Consider the following 21,215-nt stretch of genomic DNA (forward strand, 5'->3'; position numbering starts at 1 on the left):
CTTTAAAGGTGCTTATGCTGCTGCGAACGGCACAGCCACGAAGGTCTTGTTGCCGTCGCGCTGGATCAKGAGCAGGACGGATTTGCGGCCTGCCTTGCCGGCTTCAGCGACCGCGCTCTGGACTTCATGGGCATTATGGACCGCTTTGTCGTTGACCGAGACGATGATGTCGCCCTGCTGGATGCCGGCTGCTGCTGCCGGCTTGTCCGGATTGACGCTGGCGACAACGGCGCCCTCGACATTCTGCGGCAGGTTTAGCTGTTGCTTGACATCAGGGGTCAGGTTGGCGAGACCGACGCCGATGCTCGGCTGGTTGGACGGCTGAACTTTACCGTCACCCTTGTCGTTGGCCGCCTGCTTACTGTCGTCGTTGCCGCCGACAGTGACGTTCACATCGATGCTCTTGCCATTGCGCCACACAGTGAGCGACCGCTTGTCACCCGGAGAAAGATCGGCRACCAGGCGCGACAGATCCTTGGGCGTCTTGACGGTTTCGCTGCCGACGGCCGTGACGATGTCGCCGCTCTTGAGACCGGCATCAGCGGCCGGCGTTCCATCGCTGACATTCGCGACCAAGGCGCCCTGCGGCTGCGAAAGGCCAACGGCAGCGGCGACATCGGCCGTGACCGGCTGAATGGCGACGCCGAGATAGCCGTGATCGATCGAGCCGTTCTTTTCAAGCTTGGCGACGATCGCCTTGGCTTCATCCGAGGGAATGGCGAAGCCGACGCCGACGCTGCCGCCATTGGGCGAGTAGATGGCGGTGTTGATGCCGACGACATTGCCATCGCGGTCAACCAGCGGGCCGCCGGAATTGCCGTGATTGATCGGAGCGTCGATCTGGATGAAATCGTCATAGGGGCCGCTGTGCAGGTCGCGGCCGCGGGCCGAAACAATGCCGGCGGTGACGGTCGTACCGATACCGAAGGGATTGCCGATCGCCAGGATCTGGTCGCCGAGCTTCAACTTGTCGGAATCACCCCAGGCAACGGTGGCGAGTGGCTTCGGCGCCTTGATCTTCAATACAGCCAGATCGGACTTGGCGTCGGCGCCGAGGAGCTTGGCCGGCAGCTCGGTGCCGTCATCGAGCGTCACCTTGATGTCGGTGGCATTTTCAATGACGTGGTTGTTGGTGACGATGACGCCGTCCGCGCTGATGATGAAGCCGGAGCCGAGTGCCATGGGGCGCTGCGATGGACGATGTTGCGGCGCTTGTTGCTGCGGGAAGGGGATGCCCTGGTTCTCGAAGAACTGGCGGAATTGCTCATCCATCGGGGAGTCGCCGACATCCGCGCTGGTGTCGGTGGCCTTCATCGTCGTGGTGACGGTGACGACTGCCGGCTTGTCGGCGTCGACGATCGACGCGAAGGAACCGCTTGGCGCAATGATACCGCTGGGTTCGGCGGCGGCTATGGCAGCGGGTGTGCTGAAGGCGAAGGGCAGGGCGCCTGCGCCGACGATGATGGCCGCTCCGACGATGGCTGCGGCGCGATGCTTGCGAAGTAGATTTGACATGGCAAATGTCCCTTACGAGATCGTTGCGATATGGCGACTTGGGCCCATGCCGGGAACCAGGCGTCGAACGGAGTGCCGTTTCTAGTCCTTCTGGAGAACTGCGATTATTCGAAGTTACTGCGGAATTTGCAGTAGAAAGAAGAAATGGCGCTGGATGTTTATATGATCCGCCCGATGAGATTTACAAATTAAATATTGATCATGTTTATATTACAATTTTGCAAGACATTACTAGAATTTAATGTTGAAATGCCCGAATTTCTTCACGTTTATTGTTTATGCGCCGTCCGCCTGAGGCCAGCGCTTCAACGCTTCCGAACCGAGTTCGGTCAGAGCGTAAATGCCGCGGTCGACGCGTTCAAACCAGCCATAGACATTGTGCTGCAGGATCTTTGCGGCTTCGGGAGCGTTGGCGCGAATATCTCTAGGACGCTGTTGTCCGTTCTGGATTGCCATCGCACAGGCAAGCGCCTGCTGGCGATAGGCGGTCATGATCGGTGCGCGCGTGCTGCCGCCGAGCGCGGGGTCGCCCTTGCGCCGCTTATGTTCCTCGACAAGACGTGACCGCCGGCGGACATTCTTGCGCGGCATCGGCGAGACGGGGCTCACGATGACGTCAACCGTGCCGTTGTCGGAGACGGCCAGCATGCCGAAACCGAGGCGGCGGCAGAGATCGCGAAAACGGCGGTCGCTTTCTCGCCCCTTGCCCTTCGCCGAGACGCGAGCAGCAATCCACACTTCATCGCTTGCCGCCGCCCGATCGACCGCCTGCAGCACGAGTTCGAGATTAAAGACCAGCTTCAATTCGCAGATCACGACGACAGGCGGCTCGTCGCCACTTAGGCCGACAAGATCGCAACTGCCGATTTCGCCCTTTGCCGTGTAGCCGGCCGCTTCCAGGAAATTCTTGATCGGAAGATAAAGCGCCGTCTCCAAATCCTGCCCTCTGCATATCTTATAGTCAGCGTTCTACGTGATTCGCGATGCCAGAAAGTCAATAAAGGCGCGGATGCGGGCGGCAAGATAGTCATGGCCGGCATAAACGGCGTGGATCAGCTCGACATCTCCCGCATTGAAATCGTCCAGCACTGGCACCAGCACGCCGGCCTCGATATCCGGCTGCACATGAAAATATCCGACGCGGGCAAGGCCAAGACCGGCGAGACAGAGGCTGCGCACCGTCGGTCCATTGTTGGCTTGCAGATTGCCATAGACCGGTTTCACGAATTCCGATCCGGTGGCCGGATCGCGAAAGGGCCAGCCTTCGACGGTCGGGCGGAAATTAAAGGTCAGGCAATTGTGGTGGTCGAGATCGTCCGGTGTCGCCGGCATGCCGTGTTTTGCCACATAGGCCGGTGACGCAACGATGACGCGTCGTCTTTCAAGCAGCTTGCGGGCTTTCAGCGAACTGTCGCGCAATGGTCCGGAGCGAATGGCGACATCGGCCCGTTCGCCGACGATATCGATGATGTTGTCGCTGAGCGAAATATCGAGTTCGACCTCCGGGTAGAGCGCCAGGAAATCCGGGATGAGCGGCACGATGCAGCGCACCCCGATGGCAACGGAGGCGCTGACGCGCAGACGCCCGCGCGGGACCGCGGCACCTCCGGCAGTCACCATGCGCTCCGTCTCCTGTATTTCGGCGAGGATACGTTGAGCCCGCTCGAGATAGACCTCTCCCTCCGGCGTCAATTGCAGCGAGCGCGTGGTGCGTACGAGCAGGCGCGTCCCGAGCCGGTCCTCCAGGCGCGTGACGAGCTTGCTGACGGCAGACGGCGACAGGCGCAATTTCCGTCCCGCCGCCGAGAAGCTGCGAAGCTCGGCAACCTGCGCGAAGACGTCCATTTCACCGGCTCGATTATCCACGCTTCCCTCTATCTTTGAATTCAATTCACAAGTGTTGAGTTTATGTAGCTAATTATCGATCGAATGTCTTGGGGCCATATTCTGTCCGAACAAGAACCAGTGCCGCCGGATATTGCCGACTGCCTTTTTCGATCGGGTCATCCCATGCCATCAGCTCTCTTTGCCTTGACGATCGCGGCCTATGCGATCGGCACAACCGAATTCGTCATCGTCGGTCTGCTGCCGACGGTCGCGACCGATCTTCATATTACCCTGCCGCTTGCCGGCCTCATCGTCAGCGTCTACGCGCTTGGCGTCACCTTCKGCGCGCCGATCCTGACGGCGCTTACCGGCCGCATCGAGCGCAAGCCGCTGCTGCTCGGCCTGATGGCGCTGTTTGTCGCCGGCAACGGCATGGCGGCTTTGAGCCCCGGTTACGAGCCGCTGCTTGTCGCCCGCGTGCTTTCGGCCTTCGCACATGGCGTCTTCTTTTCCGTCGGATCGACCATCGCGGCCGATCTCGTGCCGGAAAACCGCCGAGCCTCGGCGATTGCCATGATGTTCATGGGGCTGACGGTCGCAATCGTCACCGGCGTGCCGCTCGGCACATTCATCGGCCAGACCTTCGGCTGGCGGGCTACCTTTGCCGCCGTCGCCGTCCTCGGCGTCATCGCTTTTGCCGGCATTGCCTTGCTGCTGCCGTCAAATCTGAAGAAGGCGCCGCCGGCCGGTATMGGCGAGCAGATCCGCGTTCTCGGAAGCGGCCGGCTGCTGATCGTCTTCGCCATGACGGCGCTGGGCTATGGCGGCACCTTCGTCGCCTTTACGTTCTTGGCCTCGATACTGCAGGAAGTGACAGGCTTTGCGGCCTCCGCCGTCAGCCTGATCCTGGTGCTCTACGGCGTTGCCATCGCGATCGGCAATGTCGTCGGCGGCCGCCTTGCCAACGGCAATCCGGTCAAGGCGCTGACGGGACTCTTCATCGCTCAGGCGATCGTACTCGTGCTTTTCAGCTTCACGGCCGTTTCGCCGTGGCTGACAATTCCGACACTGGCGGCTCTCGGCTTCCTGTCCTTCGCAAATGTGCCGGGCTTGCAGCTCTATGTCGTCCAGCTTGCCCGTCAGGTGCGTCCAGCCGCGGTCGATGTTGCCTCGGCGCTGAACATTGCCGCCTTCAATCTCGGTATCGCCGCCGGCGCCTGGATCGGCGGCCTGGTGGTGGAATCCTCGCTTGGCCTCGGCGCCACGCCCTGGGTCGGTGCGATCCTGGTCGCCGCTGCCCTTGGCCTCACCCTCTGGAGCGGCGCGCTCGACCGCCGCTCTGCCTCTGTGGCGCAGCCTATCTCCTGCGCCGCCTGATGGCTCAGTCACAGCGACCGTTAAATTTCGTAACAAATAAGAACACAACGCAAAATACCAGTGAGCATAGTGGGCGAGTTGGATGCAGCGCGCGAGCCGGAAGGCCATGTCTGCTGCCAAGCCAACTCCAAGCGCCTCATCGCAAGAGGCCTGCACATAAGCTGAAGGGACCAGTGCCGGGAGCGCGTTAGATCGCTCTCCTATTGGAAAGAAACGACAGAGGAAATGCCAATGAGGGTTACCTTCATCGCCTTGAGTGTGGCGGCTGCAATTACGATGGGCCTTGTCAGTCCCGCTATTGCTCAAGTTGTCGTTCACGAGGATCAATCGTCGAGCGACGACTACTCTGATCGGGACCAAACGGAGTCCGATTTTCTTCATGCCTGGAACCGACATCACGATGCAGCCAACAGATGGGGCGAGCGTCGCGACAATTTCGGTCCGGATGATGTTATACGCCTCCTGGAACGGCGCGGTTATCAAGTCAGAAATTTAAAGGACGTCGGGGTCCGTTATCTGGTTGAGGCGACGCGCGGCGACGATAATCTCCTCGTGAGCGTATCTCGAGGAGGCGAAATTATGGGCGTAGTGCACGATAGCGGCTATTGAGAGGTCGGTGGGGCTATCGCCTAGAGCAGTTCCGCGCTTCACGGAATCGCGGAACTGCTCTATCTCTTTGTTTTCACGCAATTCCGGACGGAAAACCGCTACGCACTTTTCCTGGAATTGCTCTAAGACTGCCCTACCGCAAAATTCGAAGGGAGCCGCAACAAGCGGCTCCTTTCGCGATTACGCTTCGAAATCTAGTTCGACCTTGGAAACGGCAATTGACGACGGCAATAGCGGCTGGCGGTTACGTTTGCCGAAGTGCCGTTTGAAGCCGAAGACATTGTTGATCAGGCTTTTCGTATAGAGACCGGGGCCGCTCGAATAGATGCGCCAGCCGCCATCGACGGCGATGTCGCCGGCCTTGACGCGACCCCAATCATCGGACGCGTGATAGCGATCAGCGAACGCGGCGTCGCTGCTGCTGAAATAGGTGTTGCGCTGGCGCAGCGATGCATGGTCGAGCCGGCCGCTGACCGCGATCGGATTGGCGAGTGCCAGCGCGTTCCAGACGCCTTCGGCATCCCCGTCGATAGCCAGCGCCTCGCAATAGCGCAGATGCGCATGCACATACATCAGCCCGATCTCGCGTCCGAAGAAGGACGAGGATTCGGCGCGGCGGAACAAAGTCTCGGGGCCGCCGGCATAGGTCGCCGGCTTTTCCATCAGTCTCACGCCATCCGGGAAAAGGAGATTGTCCTCGATCAGCTTCATGTGCGCATGCCGCTGTTCCGGCGTAAAGAGGCCACCCAGCATCGGCTGCGTCATTGCGATCAGCGAATAATGCAGGCCGGTGCGCGTATCCTGCGGATGCAGCAGCAGCTCGACGCCATCATGGCTCGGATCGAAGACGCCGTAGCCCGCGACGACGCCGTCGCGCATCAGGAGGCGGTTGAAATCGCTGCGCATGGCGGCGGCCGTTTCCTCGAGCGCCTCCGCTTCTCCGCTGCGGCTGCACAGCGTCAGGATCGCGGCGTACCGCACCACTTGCTCGTAAAGCAGAGAGACGGTCCAACTGCTGACCATCCAATCGCGCAAATGCGGATCAGCCGGTTGCAGGCTGTCGTTCCAATCGCCTTCGCCATAACGGATCAGGCTGGTGCCGGGCACGAAACGGCTGCGCACGGTGTCGAGCAGCTTATCGATATGCGCGGAAATCGTCGCTGTCTCTTCGGTCCGTTGCATCGTGTCGTCGGCGCGCCACGGCACGGTTTCGGCCAGGAAGGCAAGATCGCCGGTCGTCTCGATATAATCGCAGAGCGCCTTCAGCGGCCAGACGACGATATCGCCATGGCTCTCGCCGGCGCGGATATTGGCATAGGGCTCCAGCATGAACCATTGCGGCCAGTCGCCCCGGTCGCGATATTGCTCGGAAAAGACGGTGCTCAGAACCTGCTTCACCTCGACATCGTGTTCATAGGCGAGCAGGAATTCCACCGGTCCCTGGCAGACGTCGCGCGTCCCCCAGGCGGCACCCGTATATTGTTCGAGGCCGTGCGGCACGCTCAGATGTACGATCGCATCATGCGCAAGCCAGGGCAGCATCACCGCCTGCGCGGTAAGGTCCGGCCCATCGCCGTCGATGCGGGCGCCCCGCGTCACATGGTTCCAGAAGCGCTGTGCAGGAGCGAGCATCTCTTCACTGCTGACGCCAGCCTTATACCGTGCGGCAAGACGCTCACCCGCCGCCGTGTCGGTCATCGATCCGGTGACGGCAAAGCTGAAGCTTTGGGTCGGGCGCGACTTGAGCGCGATGAAGGGGCCATTACGAGACGTGCCGTCGCTGTAGAGAAGCTCATCCCCGCCGATCGCCTCGAAAACATCCGGCGTCGAGGTGACGAGGTGGTATGCGGCTTGCGGATAGCGATCCCAAAGCCAGGACGGCTGGGGCCGGAACGAGATCTGCTTGGCCGCAGCGTCGATCTCGATGTTTGCAACGGCTTCATAGTCGCGTTCGCCGAGCACGATATGGCCGAATACCAGGAAACGGCAGGCCGCGCCTTCGACCGCAACATTCCACTGCATGGACGGGTCGTCGCCGCAAGCAATTGCAGTCACCGTGATGGTCCGGCCGGCGAGCCGGTAGATCCAGCGGACATCACTCAACCCGATGTCGAAAGCAGCGGGAACGCTGAGGAGGCGCCAGCCTTCGCCGAAATCCACGAGGATACGCAGGCCGCTCGCCCGCGTCAGATTATAGGGGTCGCGGGAGACCGAGAAGAGCTTGTGGAAGGAGGTATTGCCGATCGTCAATTGAGCGGCAAAGATGCCCTGCATCCAGCAGGTCGCGGCCAGCGTCTGGTCATCCAGCAGCATGTTCTGGCCGCTGCGGACGATGGCGCCGTGACGGCGTGCGACGACACGCTCTTTCTCACGCAGTACGATATGGCGGTTCAGCGTGCCTTCCGGCACGAAGAAGGAATAAAGCTGGCCATCGATGCGTTCTTCCAGCATCCGCTTGGGATAAAGCCGCTCGATCGTCGCTTCGTCCAAAGGCTCGGTCACGAACAGCGGCGCGTCCTGCACGAGGCTGCGAACCGGCGTTTCGCCGGCAATATCGGTCTTTACCAGTTCGCTCGGGGCCTGCGGTAGGACATCAAGCCTTGCAAGGTCGGCATCGCTGGAAGCTGCGGGATGATCGGCAACGAACAGGCCGAAGAATGTTGTGGTTGCCGCAGTCTTTGGCGTGAGCGTGAGCGGCTTCGACTGGATTGCCGGGCACGCGACCTCGTGCTGTCGGCGCGTGCTCGGCAGGCTTTCACCAAAGCCTGGCACCATCTGCGCATCGCCGCTTGGGGCAGGCACCACCAACTGGATCGCGTCCGTGGCATAGGCGGCCGCGCCATCGAGGCAGCCTTGCGCCAGCCAAGGATTGCGCCCGCCGCCCTGCTTGAGATTTTGTCGGTTCATCACGACCGGGCCGAAGGCGGAATGCTCGGCAATATGATGGTCGATATATTGCGAAGCATAGGCCTCGCTGTTCATCAGGAAACCGCGATCGCCGAGGCCGACGTCCTGCACCAACACGAGATCGGCCGAAAGCGCGTCGCCGGTCGTATTTTCAAGCGAAACCTGCCAGAACCAGGCGCTTTCGTTGGAATGGAGCTGCAACCGCACCGTATGCCTGATGCCAGCGGTTTCGCCGCCCCAGCAAAAGCTCGCCTCGTCCTGGCCGAAACGCACCGCAGCTTTCGGACCAACGATTTCGGCGACCTCGGGCTGCGAGCCGCCGACGCGCAGATAGAGGCGCCCGATGCCGCCATAGACAGGCGACCCCAGCACCTGGTTGATCATCACGCCACCCTGCTTGTCAGCGAAGTCGATGGCAAACAGCGTGCCGTTCGGCAGCGCCGATACCGACAGGCCGGCAGTATTGGAAAGCGTGGAAAGACCGAGTTCTTCGCGCCGTGGCGTCTGAAAGCTGCGATTGGATTCCAAGGACATAACCGGTGTCTCGCTGATTCATGGGTCGGGTGAGCGACACTAGATCATAAGCCGCCGCTCGATCATAGGAGGCAATTTGCCGTTTCCGATCGCAATGTTTCGCAACGCCCTTTTCGGTCCGTGACCGGCATCATCGAGGCCGGGCTGTACCTGCAACCTGATTGGCCGTGCGAACAACAGAGGAAAGATCGGCATCGTCCCAAGCCTCTTTCGACACGCCCTTGATGCGAAACGTCTTACTCTCGCCGGGCATCAAGTTGACCAGCATATCGTCGACCTCGGCATTCGGACTGATGCGGTCGGCAAATAGGCAGAGATCGCGCAGGAAGGATTGCGCCGTGATCGTGACGGCGATGCCGTCGGCGATCTGTTCGGCCTGAAGCTCGAAGCGAGGCTCCGGATATTGCAGCTTCATATCCTTTTCGAAGAACCACCAGGCTTCAGTATCGCCGAGGCGGGCACGCAGGAACTCGCGCTCAGGATTGCCGGGCGTCGCAACATCCTTGGGAATCGGGATTTCGGCATTTTCGAAGCGGTCGCAGAGGATGCGCCAGACGGAGTGGCGGGCGAGAAGCGTGCCGTTGAAATCGAAGCGCTCGATGGCGAAGGGGACGCGCCAGAACAGGGTCGCATCATTGACGGCGATCGCGGCGAGACCATCGCCGCGCGGCTGGATCGTCAGGAGATGCGGCGCATAGCTGTTACGCAGGGCGTACCAGAGCGGCTTCTTGCGACCCGCACCGTCAATCGCCGCCCAGGAGGTCACCGGCCAGCAATCGTTGAGCTGCCAGACGATCGCTCCCATGCAGGCGGGGCGATGCGAACGCATATGGTCGACACCGACGCTGATGGCTCGCGCCTGGTTGAGCTGGGTGACGAAAAGCCAGTCGTCGAAGTTTCCCGGGGCAGGAAACCAACCTTCCAATCCCTTGATCAGCTTGTCGTTGCCGCTGGTCGCCTTCTGGTGATGCAGGACGCCGGGCGATGCGGGCGCTCGATTTTTCTCCCGCACGGATTCGGTAAGTGTCGCGTAGGTCGGCGGTGCCTGCCAGCCGAACTCTGAGCAGAAGCGCGGAATATAGTTGCGGTAGGTCTCGTATCCGACCTCGTTCCAGACATCCCAGATATGCTTGCAGCCATGCTCGTCGGCATTCGGCGCAATATCCATCGAGCCGGAATAGGGGCTCCCGGGCCAATAGGGCCGCGTCGGATCGATCTCAGCGACCAGTTTCGGCAGCAGGTCGAGATAGTAGCCGGCGCCCCAGGGGCGATTGGCGAGCACATCCTGCCAACCCCAGTCGAAATAGCCCCAGATGTTTTCGTTGTTGCCGTTCCAGAGCACCAGCGAGGGATACGGCATCAGCCGGGTGATCGCCTCGCGCGCCTCCGCCTCGATCTCGCCATAGACCGGTTCCTCCTCCGGATAGGCGGCGCAGGCGAAGAGGAAATCCTGCCAGACCATGATACCCGCGGCATCGCACTCTTCGTAGAAGATATCGGTCTCGTAAATGCCGCCGCCCCAGACGCGAAGAATATTCATATTGGCGTCGCGTGCCTGGGCGATCCGCACGCGATAGCGCTCGCGCGTCACGCGCGGCAGGAAGCAATCCTCCGGAATCCAATTGGCGCCACGGGCAAAGATCGGCACGTCGTTGATGACGAGGGTAAAGGCGGAGCCGATGTCATCAGGCGCGGTGTCGAGCCGCACGGAGCGAAAGCCGACGCGGCGTTGCCAGCGATCCAGCGTCGCTCCGTCGGAGCCCAGAAGCTGAAGATCGAGATCGTAAAGCGGCTGATCGCCGAGCCCATGCGGCCACCAGATTTCCGGATTGTCGATGCGGCATTCCACGAGGGCATGTGTCTCGCCCTGCGCTATTCGGACCTCGGATCGCTTGCCGCGGATCGACATCACGAGAGCGGCGCTATCCGTGCCTTCGGCGGCCCATTCGATCTCGATGCGCAGGCGCGCGACACCGTCACTGCCTTGCAAAGCGATTTCCGGACGGACAACGGCGAGACGCGCCTTCGACCAGCTCTCGATGGCGATCGGCTTCCATATGCCTGAGGTGACGACGCTCGGCCCCCAATCCCAGCCGAAATTGCAGGCCATCTTGCGAATGAGGTTGCCGGGTCCGGGATAGTTGGCCGGAATATCGGCGGCCGAACCGAGCGCGCTGCGGACTGCCTCGCCATGAGCATAGGCGGAATCGAAGTCGACGATCAGCTCGTTCCGGCCCTCTTTGAGATGCTCGAGAATATCGAACCGATAGCCGCGGTGCATATTGCTGGTCTCGCCGAGCAATGTGCCGTTCAGCTCCAGACGCGCCGCCGTATCGAGCCCGAGACAGGAGAGATCGACGCGATCCGCCTCTTCGTCGTCCCAGTCGAAAGCTACCCGATAGCGCCAGGCCGAGCGGCCGATCCAGTCCTGGGAGATCTCGTTGACATCCAGATAAGGGTCGGTGATGAGCCGGGCCGACAGCAAATCGAGATGTACATTTCCAGGCACGGCGGCCGGGATCGTCGCGGGCAGGGAGGGGGCCGTGGACGGTGCGCGAAGGCGGGAAACGGTCCAGCCCGTGTCGAGTGCCAGTTTCTTCATGCTTGCGGTCCGTCATGAAATGGATTGTGTCAAATCTGCCGTGGCTCTTTGGGAGGCTGGATGAACTGCAGCCCGGCATGAAGATGACGATTCATATGATAGGCATAGGCGATGCGATCCCGCTCTTTCAAGGCAGCGATGATATCGCAATGTTCGTCATGGGCGCTTTCCACAGCGGCGCGGGAGCGCTTGCCGGCCTCCATCAGTCGCTGCAGCAGCGGCTGCAGAATACCATAGACCTGTGACAGCGTGCGGTTGTCGGCAAAGCTGATCAGCTCGGCGTGGAACTTGAAATCGAATTCCGCCGCTTCCGACAGTTCCGGTGCAAGTCTCATGGCGTCGTTGATGGCTTCCAGCCGCGCAATGGCGGCTTCGTCGATGGTCTGAAACAGAAGATCGGAGAGATTGACCTCGATCAGCCGACGAAACCCCTGGATGTCCAAAAAGCTTTCGGCGGACATGTCGATGGCGAAGGAGAACAGTTCCATCAGCGCCTGTTGGCGGCGGTCGGTGATGACGGCGCCGACCTTCTGCCGGCTTTCGACGATGCCATAGGCCTTCAGGATGCGTATCGCTTCGCGCACGGTATTGCGGCTGCTGTTGAACATCGCCGCCAGCTCGATTTCCGAGGGCAGGGCGTCGCCGAGCCCGAGATTGCGCTCGCGCATCAGCCGCCGGATCGCGTCGACCACCTGGTCTACCGCCGATCCCTTATCCTCGATCTCAGCGGTTTCMATTGCCATGCGTCCTCCAACTGCCGAAAGGATATTGTTGGTCAATAAAGGATGTCAAGCACGGGAGATAATAGACTTTCGCGGGTTTATGGATATGTTGACCAACAAATAAGGGAGACATGGCATGGAGAGCTGTTGGCGTTGGTTCGGGCCGAAGGATTTCGTTCCACTCGTTCACGCGCGTCAGGCCGGCGCCACGGGTATTGTCACGGCACTCCACGAAATCTCCCATTCCCGCGTGTGGACGCCCGAGGAGATCGAGGCGCGCAAGACCCTCGTGGAGGCGGCAGGCATGCGGTGGAGCGTCTGCGAATCGATCCCTGTCCCGAGCGCCATCAAGCTCGGTGGTGCCGGCGCTACTCAGGCGATCGGCGTCTGGAAGGACACGCTGGTCAATCTCGCCCGAGCCGGCATCAAGACGATCTGCTACAACTTCATGCCGGTGGTTGATTGGACGCGCACGGACCTGCGCTTCGAGATGCCGACAACGGCGCTTGCCCTGCGTTTCGACATGGTGGAGTTCGTCGCTTATGACATTTTCGTCCTACGCAGAAAAGGTGCCGAGACGAGCTATGGGCCAGAGCTTTTGCAGCGTGCCGAAGAGCGGCTGAAGGGGCTTTCGGAGGAGGCGGTTCGCCGGCTGGAGAGCAATATCATTGCCGGACTTCCGGGCGGCGAGGACAGCTACGGGCGAGAGGCGATCCGTGCCGCCATCGAATCCTTTGAGGGACTGACGGCGGAGGATCTGCAGGCGAACCTCGACAATTTTCTGCGCGAGGTCGTGCCGGTCGCCGCCGAAGTTGGAGCGCGGCTCGCCATCCATCCCKACGATCCGCCGATTTCGCTCTTCGGCCTGCCACGGGTGGTTTCGACGGCGGCGGATCTCCGCCGTATCGTCAGCAGCGTCGATCATCCCGCCAACGGCCTGACGCTATGCGTCGGCTCCCTCGGTTCGCGCGCCGACAATGATGTGCTCGCCATCGCCCGCGAATTTGCGCCGCGCATCAATTTCGCCCATCTGCGCGATGTGGCGATTGAGCCGGACGGTTCCTTTGTCGAGGCCGCCCATCTGGAGGGGCGCAGCGATATGTACGCGATCCTTCGCACGCTTCTGGCGGAGGAGGCTCGTCGCCGCGCCGATGGCCGGCCGGACCAACTGATTCCGATGCGCCCGGACCACGGGCACCTGATCGGCGACGATGTCGATAAGCCGACCAATCCCGGCTATTCGCTCATCGGGCGGCTCAAAGGCCTGGCGGAACTGCATGGCGTCATCCACGCGATTGGCAAAACCGACGAATTATCAAAGCATTGGAAGAACTTTTAGAAGTTGGGTGAAGCGGCTTTCATCGCTTTGAACTGACGGGAACAAAGACATCCCAATGTCTTTCGGAACTGCCGTCGATCGTCCTGCTGCAGGTCACGGCGACATTCGGCGCGGACAGGCCGTAGGTTTTGGGAACCCATTTGGCCGTCAACGGGACGGCGCATCTCGGCACCTGAATCTTCAGATTCGGGTCAAGCACCTCCCAATGGGTGCCGCCAGACATATTTTCGCTGGCGATGAATTGCCTCGCTTTTTCCCTTATCTCGAAAAGACCGTGTTTCACGCCGTTCGTCCTGTCGTCTTCTATACCGTGATAGCTGGTGCCGGAAGCCAAACAATTCGGCGCGGCTCCAGCCAACAGGTATAGGAAGAGAAACGGTGTTCGCCATCGGTTCATGAGCCTCTTGTCCTTGTGAGAATGCCAGGTGCGTTTGCCACAAAATGATCTATCGAAAAATCCTCATATCGCATGTCGGAAAGTTGGATCGACGACCGTCCTTGGAACAGCCCGTCCTTTTGGGCCAACCCGCAAATCCGTTCCGAGGAGACGATCATGACCGATGCAGCAGAACAAACGCAATCACAGCAGCCCAAGGTGCCGGTACTCGGCGGCCTGGTGCCTTATTTGACCGTGGGCGGCGCCGTGAAGGCGGCCGAGTTCTACAAGCGCGCCTTCGGTGCCGAACAGGCCTTCATGTATCCGGCCGACGAGCAGGACCGGACGATGCATATCCATCTCTATATCAACGGCAGTTCCTTGATGCTCTGCGACGCCTATCCGGAACATGGTCACGCGCTGGAAAAACCGCAGGCTTTTACTCTGCAATTGCTTGTCGATGACATCGATGCCTGGTGGAAACGCGCCGCCGATGCTGGCGCCGAGGTCGTCATGCCGCTTGAGGTGATGTTCTGGGGCGACCGCTGGGGCCAGCTTCGCGATCCCTTTGGCGTCATCTGGTCCATGAACGCGCCGGTTAAGAAATAAACTCTGCAGAGCAAGGCCCGGGTTCGAAGAGCGCGAACCCTGGTCTTCTCGAAGACGTGCCGCGATAGCGACCGTGAGTTTTATGATCGGCCTTCTGGGTGCCATCTTTCAGCGCAAAAGACGTTTGATAAAGACAACTTGAACGAAGTTTTTCATACGGTTCTGGAGATGGCGTGAAGAAGCTGATGGCTATTGCGATCTTGTGCGTTTGTCTTGTCGTAGGAACGCTCTATGCCATTGCGGGCGGCGATTATCCGCCGCTCAAAGACGGCGATCTKATTTTTCAGACATCGACCAGCAAGCAATCAAGCGCGATCATATTCGCCACTGGCTCCGCCTTTTCACATATGGGCATCATCAAAAACGACAATGGCGTAGTCACGGTCATCGAGGCCGCGGCAAAGGTCAAGGAAACACCGCTGAAAACCTGGGTCAATCGCGGCTTGTTGGGACGGGTAGCGATCTATCGCGATCCACGCCTCACGCCCGAAACCGCACGGCAGCTTCTGTCCCACGCCCAGGCACTCTACGGCAAACCCTACGACCTCTTTTTCTCGTTCAATAACGATGCGATTTACTGCAGCGAACTGCCCTATCTCGCGTACAAAGCTATGGGCATTGAGATTGGCAAAGTGCAGAAAATATCTGAGCTACACATCGACAACATGCTTGTCAGAAACCTGGTGCAATCACGATGGCAGCGCGACAGCGAATGTACTGGGCGCGGTTACGATTTCGATCAGTGCTATCAATACATCCTCAATCAGAACCTCGTGACACCCGTGAGCATCGCCGATGATCCGAATCTCAGGATGATCTATTCGAACTACCCGCTGTGATGGCTATGTCCAGTCCGCGTTGTCGACGTCAGCCTAATCAGAGAGCAGGGTTCGCGTCAGCGGGTGTATGGGGTCGGTTAGGCCGTCCAATATTGTGAAGTGATTTTGATCCGGCTCGACGATAGCGGCGGTTGCAGCTCCGAGGCCGGTCCAGATATTGGCAAGCAGAGCATTCTGGCGGATGAATTCGGCGCGTTCGGCGCCGCCGACCCAGCAGGTGAGGCGGACATTTTCCGCGGGCTCCAGTAGGGCCGGGCTTTCCGCCATGGCTTCGGCGGCGTCGATGCGCAGATATTCGTTCATGGCCCTCTTCATGATCGGGCGCAGGTCGTGCAGCCCGGAGATGGAGACCACATGGCGAATGCGGGCCTGGATGGAGGCCGCGAGCGGAGAGGTCGCGGTGACCATGCGGGTTGCGAGCTGGCCGCCGGCCGAATGTCCGGCGAGCATCATGGGGCCATCGACCATATCGGCGGCAGCGCCGATCGCCGCCGCAACCTCCTTGGCGATGACCGTGAGGCGATTTTCAGGACACAGCGTGTAGGAGGGGATGGCGACCGCGTAACCATTAGTGATCGGGCCGGCGGCGAGATGCGACCAATAGCTCTTGTCGAGTTCCAGCCAATAGCCGCCATGGATGAAGACCACCAATCCCTTCGGGCTCCTAGCGGGCAGGAAGAGATCGAAGCGATTGCGCTCGCCAAGCCCATAGGCGAGGTCGAGTTTGGCGCGACCGGTCGTGGCCAGGCTATCGCGGAAGGCCTGTGCTGGCTCCACCCAGGCTGCCGGCCAGCGGTCACCGCCGACCACATAGGCGTCGCTGGTATAGGCACTTTCCCAGTCGGTAATGCTGAAATAGCTCATCGCCCCATCTCCCAGCTTTGCGAGCGCCAATCCGATATCAGGTCACAGTCGACCGCACAGCGAAACGCGCATCCTTCCATGAACCGCTGCGCAGAATATCCTCCAGCACCTCCACCGCCCGCCAGACATCGCGATAGCCGACATAAAGCGGCGTAAAGCCGAAACGCAGGGTGGCGGGCGCGCGGAAATCGCCGATCACGCCGCGTTCGATCAAGGCCTGCATCACTTCGTAGCTGTTGCTGTGCATGAAGGAGACCTGGCTTCCGCGTTTTTCGCTGTCGCGCGTGGTTTCCAAGACGACGCCATGTTGGCCGCATTTGGCCTCGACCAACTGGATGAAGAGATCGGTCAGCGCGATGCTCTTCTTGCGAAGCGCGCCCATGTCAACCTCATCCCAAACGCCGAGCACGCCCTTCAGCGCCCGCAGCGACAGGATCGGCTGCGTGCCGCAGAGAAAGCGTTTGATGCCCTCGCCACCGGCAAAATTCTGCTCAAAGGCGAAGGGGCGGGCATGACCCCACCAGCCGCTGAGCGGTTGGGTGATCGCATCATGGTGACGGCGGGCGGCGTAGATAAAGGCTGGCGAGCCGGGGCCGCCATTCAAGTATTTATAGGTGCAGCCGACGGCGAAATCGGCATTGGCGCCGTCGAGATCGACCGGCAATGCGCCGGCGCTGTGGCAGAGATCCCAGATCACTAGCGCACCCGCCTCGTGGATCCGGCGCGTCAGCGCTGCCATATCGCGCAGCTCGGCACTCTTGTAGTTGACATGATTGACCAGGACGACCGCGACCTGATCGTCGATCAGGTCTTCGATGGTGTCCGCATCCCGGCCTTCGAGGCGAAGGGTAACGCCTGGCCGCGTCGAGGCCACACCTTCGGCCATGTAGAGATCGGTCGGGAAGCTGTCGCCTTCCGCGACGATGACGCTGCGGCCCGGACGCATGGCGAGCGCGGCATGCAGGGTCTTGTAAATGTTGATCGAGGTCGAGTCGGTGACCACGGTCTGCCCGGGTGCGGCGCCGATCAGCCGGCCGATGCTGTCGCCGAGGTCGAGCGGCAGATGAAACCAGCCGGCGCTGTTCCAGCTACGGATCAGACCATTGCCCCATTCTTCCGTCGCCGCCTGCTGCAATTCGGCGAAAACGTCATGCGAGGCGGCGCCGAGCGAATTGCCATCGAGGTAGATGACACCTTCGGGCAGGGCGAAGCGGCTGCGGAAGGAACGCAGCGGATCGGCCGCATCCATGGCCTCGACAGCAGCGAGATCGGGAAGGCTGGTCATGACGTCGGCTCTCACTTTATTCGCGGATGGTTTCCCGGGCTGGCGCGCCGCCGCGGCTGCGCTTGATGCTTGGCAGGGCCAGCATCAGGAGGACGAACAGGCCGGTAGCGAGCTTCAGGTTCGGCGGCGGCATGCCGGCCGCGAGGCAGAGCGAGACGAGCTGGTAATAGATGATCGAGCCGACGAAGGGCGCGAGTAACTGCCTGAGCACGGTCTGCTTGCCGGTGAAGGCCTCGCCGATCATCAGCGCCGCGAGACCGTTGATCAAAATGCCGATGCCCATATTCACATCGGCAAAGCCTTGCGATTGCACCATTAGGGCGCCGCTGGAGGCGGAAAAGGCACTGGCCAGGCCGACACCGCCGATGGTCGCAGCCCAGACATTGATGCCCTGTGCTTCGGCCATATCCGGGTTGGAGCCGACGGCGCGCATGGCCGTGCCCTTTTCCGTCTTGAAATAGAGATTGAGGGCGATCAACACGATAACAGCGAGAATGCCGGCGATGACGATCTTGCTGGCCGGAAAGCCCGGCTGGGTCAGAGGCACCCAATCGAACACCGTCGGCGAGCCGAAGACCGAAAGGTTCGATTTGCCCATGATGCCGAGATTGATGCTGTAGAGCATCGTCGACATCAAGATGCCGGCGAGCAGCGTATGGATGCGGAAGCGCAGGTGGATGAAAGCCGTGCAGCAACCGGCGGCAAGACCAACGACGAAAGCCGAGATGATCGCCAGCGGCGGTGCGATGCCCGCGGCCAAGAGGATGCCGCAGACGCAGCCGCCCAGCGGAAATGCGCCTTCGCTGGTCAGGTCCGGAAAGCTCAGCATGCGGAAGGGGACCATGATCCCCAGCACGACGAAGCTCAGGATGAAGCTCTGCGCCAGGGTGACCGGGATGAGCGAGACGAAGCTCGAAACGGTTGTCTGAATGAAATCCATCATGATGTCAGCTCACCAGCAGCATGCGGTCGGTCTTGACGGCGAAGTGGCCGATCAGTTCGGGCACTGTGATGCGCCGCTTTCCGTCGCCGGTAATTTCAAGATGCACGCGGCCGGCATCAAGCATGATGATGCTGTCACCGAAATCGACGGCGTGCTGCATGTTATGCGTGACCATCAGGGTCGTCAGCTTCAGCGCCTCGACGGTCCGCACCGTCGCCTGCATCACGATGTCGGCCGTGCGCGGATCGAGGGCGGCGGTATGCTCATCGAGCAGCAGCACGTCGGGCGAACCGCCGACCGCCATGATAAGGGATAGCGATTGACGCTGGCCGCCCGAAAGAAGCTCCACCTTGGTATCCAGCCGGTTTTCGAGGCCGAGCCCGAGAACGGCGAGGCGTTCCTTATAGGCGGCGAGACGTGCGGCATTCAGGCCGGGGCGAAATCCACGGCTCTTGCCGCGCAGCTCCGCCAGGAGCATGTTTTCGCCGACGGTCATGCTGGCGGCGGTGCCCTTCATCGGATCCTGGAACACGCGGGCGAGGCGCGCGGCGCGTTTGTGGACCGGCATGTTCGTAACGTCATTGCCATTGATGAGGATCTGACCGGAATCGAGGCTGAGAGCACCGGAAATCGCATTCAGCATGCTGCTCTTGCCAGCGCCGTTCGAACCGATGACGACGCCGAATTCGCCGCTGTTGAGGGAGAGTGTCAGGCCGTTGAGCGCGATCTTTTCGTCGGGCTGGCCTCTATAGAAAACCTTGCGCGCGGATTTGATGTCCAGCATCCGTGCCTCCCCTGTACTGTAGGGTTATGAAATGGCGGCGCTTTGAACGCCGCCATGGATCAGATTGATCCTTCGAAGATGCCGCCTATTACTTCGTGAAGCAATTGCAATCGGCAAGCGAGGCCGGAACGTCGGCCCCGAAAGCCTTCAGGACCGTCTTGTTGATCAACGGAGCATGGTCCTCATAGGCAGGACGCGACGGCGCGATGGTCTTGGGATCGCCACCCTTGAGGATCTTTGCCGCGATCCTGCCTGCGTTTTCACCGACCTGCTCATAGTTGACCGCGAAGCTTGCCGGGACGACGCCGCTGCGAACGGCTGCATCGTCGGAATTGACGATCGGGATCTGAGCTTGACGAGCGGCCGCGGCAACGGCGGTGATTGCCGGCTGCAACAGGTTCGAAGCGGGCGTGTAGATCACGTCGGCCTTGCCGGCGAGCGATGCGATGCGCTGTTGGATATCGTTGACGTTGTCGACGCCGACGGGGACCACTTCGAATCCGGCGGCCGGAGCAGCCTGCTTGACCTTTTCGATCAGGGCGGCGTCGTTGGCCTCGCCCGGATTGTAGGGCACGCCGATGCGCTTGGCATTCGGCAGCAGCTTCTTGGTGAAGGTCAAGATGGCAGCGATGTCCTGCAGGTCGCTTGCACCGGTGATGCCCTCATCGCCGGCGTCCCAGGAAGGCACGAGCTTGGCGGCGACCGGATCGGTCACGGCCGAGAATACGATCGGAATGCCGGAGCCGGCGAGCGCCTTCTTGGCGATTTGCGAGACCGGCGTCGTGATGGTGTACATCAGTTTCGGATGGTCCGACTGCAGCTTGGCGATCATCTGCGGCACCAGCGACGCATCGAAGCTGGTGTTGCTCTCGGTATAGACCACATCCTTGCCTTCGACGAAGCCATTGTCGGCCAGCGCCTTCTTGAAGCCGGCGATCGAAGCATTGAGCTGCGGATGTTCGCCGAAATTGGCGATCGCGATCTTGATCGGCTCGGCGCTTGCCGTGACGACGCTCGCCATGAACGCGCCGGCGACAACCAGCCCCGACAACCATCTGGATGTGGACTTCCTCATGATTTCCTCCCGGATTTTATAGAGAGCCTAGCTCTCTCAGCTTTGTTACCAGGGATCATAGCGGCTACGGTGTCCCTGTCAATTTGCGATATATGATATGCCCCATCAACGCGTTTGATATATAATTTGGCGTAGAGCGCGATTTATATATAATCCTACCGCGGAGACCGGGAACGACGCGATGCAGGACAAGGAACCCCTTACGAAGACGGAAGCGGCCTATTGGCTGCTGCGGCGGGATATTCTCAACACGAAGCTCCGGCCGGGTGCCGCGTTGAAGCTCAGCGCCTTGCGGGATGCCTATGGGGTCGGCTGGACTCCGCTGCGCGAAGCCTTGTCGCGGCTGGAGGCCGAAAAGCTGGTAACGGCCATCAGCAATCGCGGCTTTGCCGTCGCGCCGGTTTCCCGCACGGAGTTGGAAGACCTGATGCGGGCGCGGATGGTTGTCGAGCTGCCGCTGCTGCTGGAATCGATCGAGAAAGGCGGACCGGTCTGGGAATCCGCTGTGGTMACCGCGCATTACCGCCTCTCCCGCTGCAAGATCGTACCCGATGCCGCCTCCGAGGAGATGGCGGACGAATGGGATGAAAAGCATGCGGCGTTTCATGCCGCTCTCTTGAGTGCTGCGACATCGAGCTGGCTCCTGCGCTTTCAGAGCACGATTTCCGACCAGCTCCGCCGTCATCACCGCTTTCTCGGTCTGGCGCCAACGCAGCGCGCCGCCGCCGGCCTGACCATCGGCTACGAGACGGCGGTCGCCGCCTTGCGCGACGCGATGGCGATCGAGCATCACACGGAGCTGATGGAAGCGGCCCTCGACCGCGATATCGAGCGTGCCAGAGCGCTGATGACCGAGCACATAGGCTATACGCTGCAGGTCTATATCAAGTCCGAGGATGAGGACGGCGAGCTTGAACCGTTAAGGCTGCGCAGCGGCGCCTAGCAGCGAGAAAGTTCCTTCCCGTAGGGATGACAAGGCGACGTATGCGCCTATTCTTTGGGGGATCA

The 21,215-nt window shown here is 60.8% G+C and carries 18 protein-coding genes; 6 read left to right on the plus strand and 12 right to left on the minus strand.

The features are described from left to right. Positions 1 to 12: 12 nt before the first annotated feature. The 3 genes from QD357_RS10050 to QD357_RS10060 all read right to left on the minus strand — a co-directional run bounded on the left by QD357_RS10050 (position 13) and on the right by QD357_RS10060 (position 3,381). The gene (locus tag QD357_RS10050) at positions 13 to 1,515 is read right to left on the minus strand and encodes a DegQ family serine endoprotease (protein ID WP_414124207.1); all 1,503 of its coding nucleotides are present in this window, start codon (positions 1,513 to 1,515) and stop codon (positions 13 to 15) included. 276 nt (positions 1,516 to 1,791) lie between these two features. Continuing rightward, positions 1,792 to 2,451 (minus strand): DUF2161 domain-containing phosphodiesterase, encoded by a 660-nt coding sequence (locus QD357_RS10055; protein ID WP_414124208.1) that lies wholly within the window; start codon positions 2,449 to 2,451, stop codon positions 1,792 to 1,794. A gap of 33 nt (positions 2,452 to 2,484) precedes the next feature. Continuing rightward, the gene (locus QD357_RS10060; RefSeq protein ID WP_183938026.1) at positions 2,485 to 3,381 is read right to left on the minus strand and encodes a LysR substrate-binding domain-containing protein; all 897 of its coding nucleotides are present in this window, start codon (positions 3,379 to 3,381) and stop codon (positions 2,485 to 2,487) included. Between the two features lie 144 nt (positions 3,382 to 3,525). On the opposite strand from QD357_RS10060, the gene QD357_RS10065 reads away from it, so the two are divergent. Beyond that, a complete protein-coding gene (locus tag QD357_RS10065) occupies positions 3,526 to 4,719 on the plus strand; it encodes an MFS transporter (protein WP_414124209.1) in 1,194 nt (397 codons plus the stop codon). Between the two features lie 231 nt (positions 4,720 to 4,950). Next, on the plus strand, positions 4,951 to 5,328 hold the full coding sequence (locus QD357_RS10070; protein WP_183938030.1) for a hypothetical protein: 378 nt from the start codon (positions 4,951 to 4,953) through the stop codon (positions 5,326 to 5,328). Positions 5,329 to 5,508: 180 nt separating this feature from the next. On the opposite strand, the gene QD357_RS10075 is transcribed toward QD357_RS10070, so the two are convergent. From QD357_RS10075 to QD357_RS10085, 3 genes are all read right to left on the minus strand, one after another. Next, a complete protein-coding gene (locus QD357_RS10075; RefSeq protein ID WP_183938032.1) occupies positions 5,509 to 8,769 on the minus strand; it encodes a GH36-type glycosyl hydrolase domain-containing protein in 3,261 nt (1,086 codons plus the stop codon). Positions 8,770 to 8,899: 130 nt separating this feature from the next. Beyond that, positions 8,900 to 11,371, minus strand: coding sequence for a glycoside hydrolase family 2 protein (locus QD357_RS10080; RefSeq protein ID WP_183938034.1), 2,472 nt, complete (start codon positions 11,369 to 11,371; stop codon positions 8,900 to 8,902). A 29-nt stretch (positions 11,372 to 11,400) separates the two neighbouring features. Beyond that, on the minus strand, positions 11,401 to 12,114 hold the full coding sequence (locus QD357_RS10085; RefSeq protein ID WP_414124210.1) for a FadR/GntR family transcriptional regulator: 714 nt from the start codon (positions 12,112 to 12,114) through the stop codon (positions 11,401 to 11,403). Positions 12,115 to 12,229: 115 nt separating this feature from the next. Here QD357_RS10085 and uxuA point away from each other — a divergent pair, with 115 nt between their 5' ends. Continuing rightward, complete coding sequence (gene uxuA / locus QD357_RS10090; RefSeq protein WP_414124211.1) at positions 12,230 to 13,432, plus strand: mannonate dehydratase; 1,203 nt, start codon at positions 12,230 to 12,232, stop codon at positions 13,430 to 13,432. Between the two features lie 19 nt (positions 13,433 to 13,451). On the opposite strand, the gene QD357_RS10095 is transcribed toward uxuA, so the two are convergent. Next, positions 13,452 to 13,766 carry a hypothetical protein gene (locus tag QD357_RS10095; protein WP_246451199.1) on the minus strand — a complete coding sequence of 105 codons (315 nt, stop codon included), beginning with the start codon at positions 13,764 to 13,766 and terminating at the stop codon, positions 13,452 to 13,454. Between the two features lie 219 nt (positions 13,767 to 13,985). On the opposite strand from QD357_RS10095, the gene QD357_RS10100 reads away from it, so the two are divergent. Then, positions 13,986 to 14,417 carry a VOC family protein gene (locus QD357_RS10100; RefSeq protein WP_183938039.1) on the plus strand — a complete coding sequence of 144 codons (432 nt, stop codon included), beginning with the start codon at positions 13,986 to 13,988 and terminating at the stop codon, positions 14,415 to 14,417. A 173-nt stretch (positions 14,418 to 14,590) separates the two neighbouring features. After that, positions 14,591 to 15,256 carry a YiiX/YebB-like N1pC/P60 family cysteine hydrolase gene (locus QD357_RS10105; protein WP_183938041.1) on the plus strand — a complete coding sequence of 222 codons (666 nt, stop codon included), beginning with the start codon at positions 14,591 to 14,593 and terminating at the stop codon, positions 15,254 to 15,256. 33 nt (positions 15,257 to 15,289) lie between these two features. On the opposite strand, the gene QD357_RS10110 is transcribed toward QD357_RS10105, so the two are convergent. From QD357_RS10110 to QD357_RS10130, 5 genes are all read right to left on the minus strand, one after another. Then, the gene (locus QD357_RS10110; protein ID WP_183938042.1) at positions 15,290 to 16,120 is read right to left on the minus strand and encodes an alpha/beta hydrolase; all 831 of its coding nucleotides are present in this window, start codon (positions 16,118 to 16,120) and stop codon (positions 15,290 to 15,292) included. A 37-nt stretch (positions 16,121 to 16,157) separates the two neighbouring features. Continuing rightward, positions 16,158 to 17,405 (minus strand): kynureninase, encoded by a 1,248-nt coding sequence (kynU, locus tag QD357_RS10115; RefSeq protein ID WP_183938043.1) that lies wholly within the window; start codon positions 17,403 to 17,405, stop codon positions 16,158 to 16,160. A 16-nt stretch (positions 17,406 to 17,421) separates the two neighbouring features. Then, positions 17,422 to 18,345 carry an ABC transporter permease gene (locus QD357_RS10120; protein WP_183938296.1) on the minus strand — a complete coding sequence of 308 codons (924 nt, stop codon included), beginning with the start codon at positions 18,343 to 18,345 and terminating at the stop codon, positions 17,422 to 17,424. Between the two features lie 7 nt (positions 18,346 to 18,352). After that, entirely contained in the window at positions 18,353 to 19,132 is a 780-nt protein-coding gene (locus tag QD357_RS10125; RefSeq protein ID WP_183938044.1) for an ABC transporter ATP-binding protein, read from the minus strand. A gap of 88 nt (positions 19,133 to 19,220) precedes the next feature. Beyond that, complete coding sequence (locus tag QD357_RS10130; RefSeq protein ID WP_183938045.1) at positions 19,221 to 20,207, minus strand: ABC transporter substrate-binding protein; 987 nt, start codon at positions 20,205 to 20,207, stop codon at positions 19,221 to 19,223. Positions 20,208 to 20,388: 181 nt separating this feature from the next. Here QD357_RS10130 and QD357_RS10135 point away from each other — a divergent pair, with 181 nt between their 5' ends. Then, the gene (locus tag QD357_RS10135; RefSeq protein WP_183938046.1) at positions 20,389 to 21,150 is read left to right on the plus strand and encodes a GntR family transcriptional regulator; all 762 of its coding nucleotides are present in this window, start codon (positions 20,389 to 20,391) and stop codon (positions 21,148 to 21,150) included. Positions 21,151 to 21,215 lie beyond the last annotated feature (65 nt).

The organism is Rhizobium sp. BR 317 (assembly GCF_047445835.1).
GTDB lineage: Bacteria > Pseudomonadota > Alphaproteobacteria > Rhizobiales > Rhizobiaceae > Rhizobium > Rhizobium paranaense.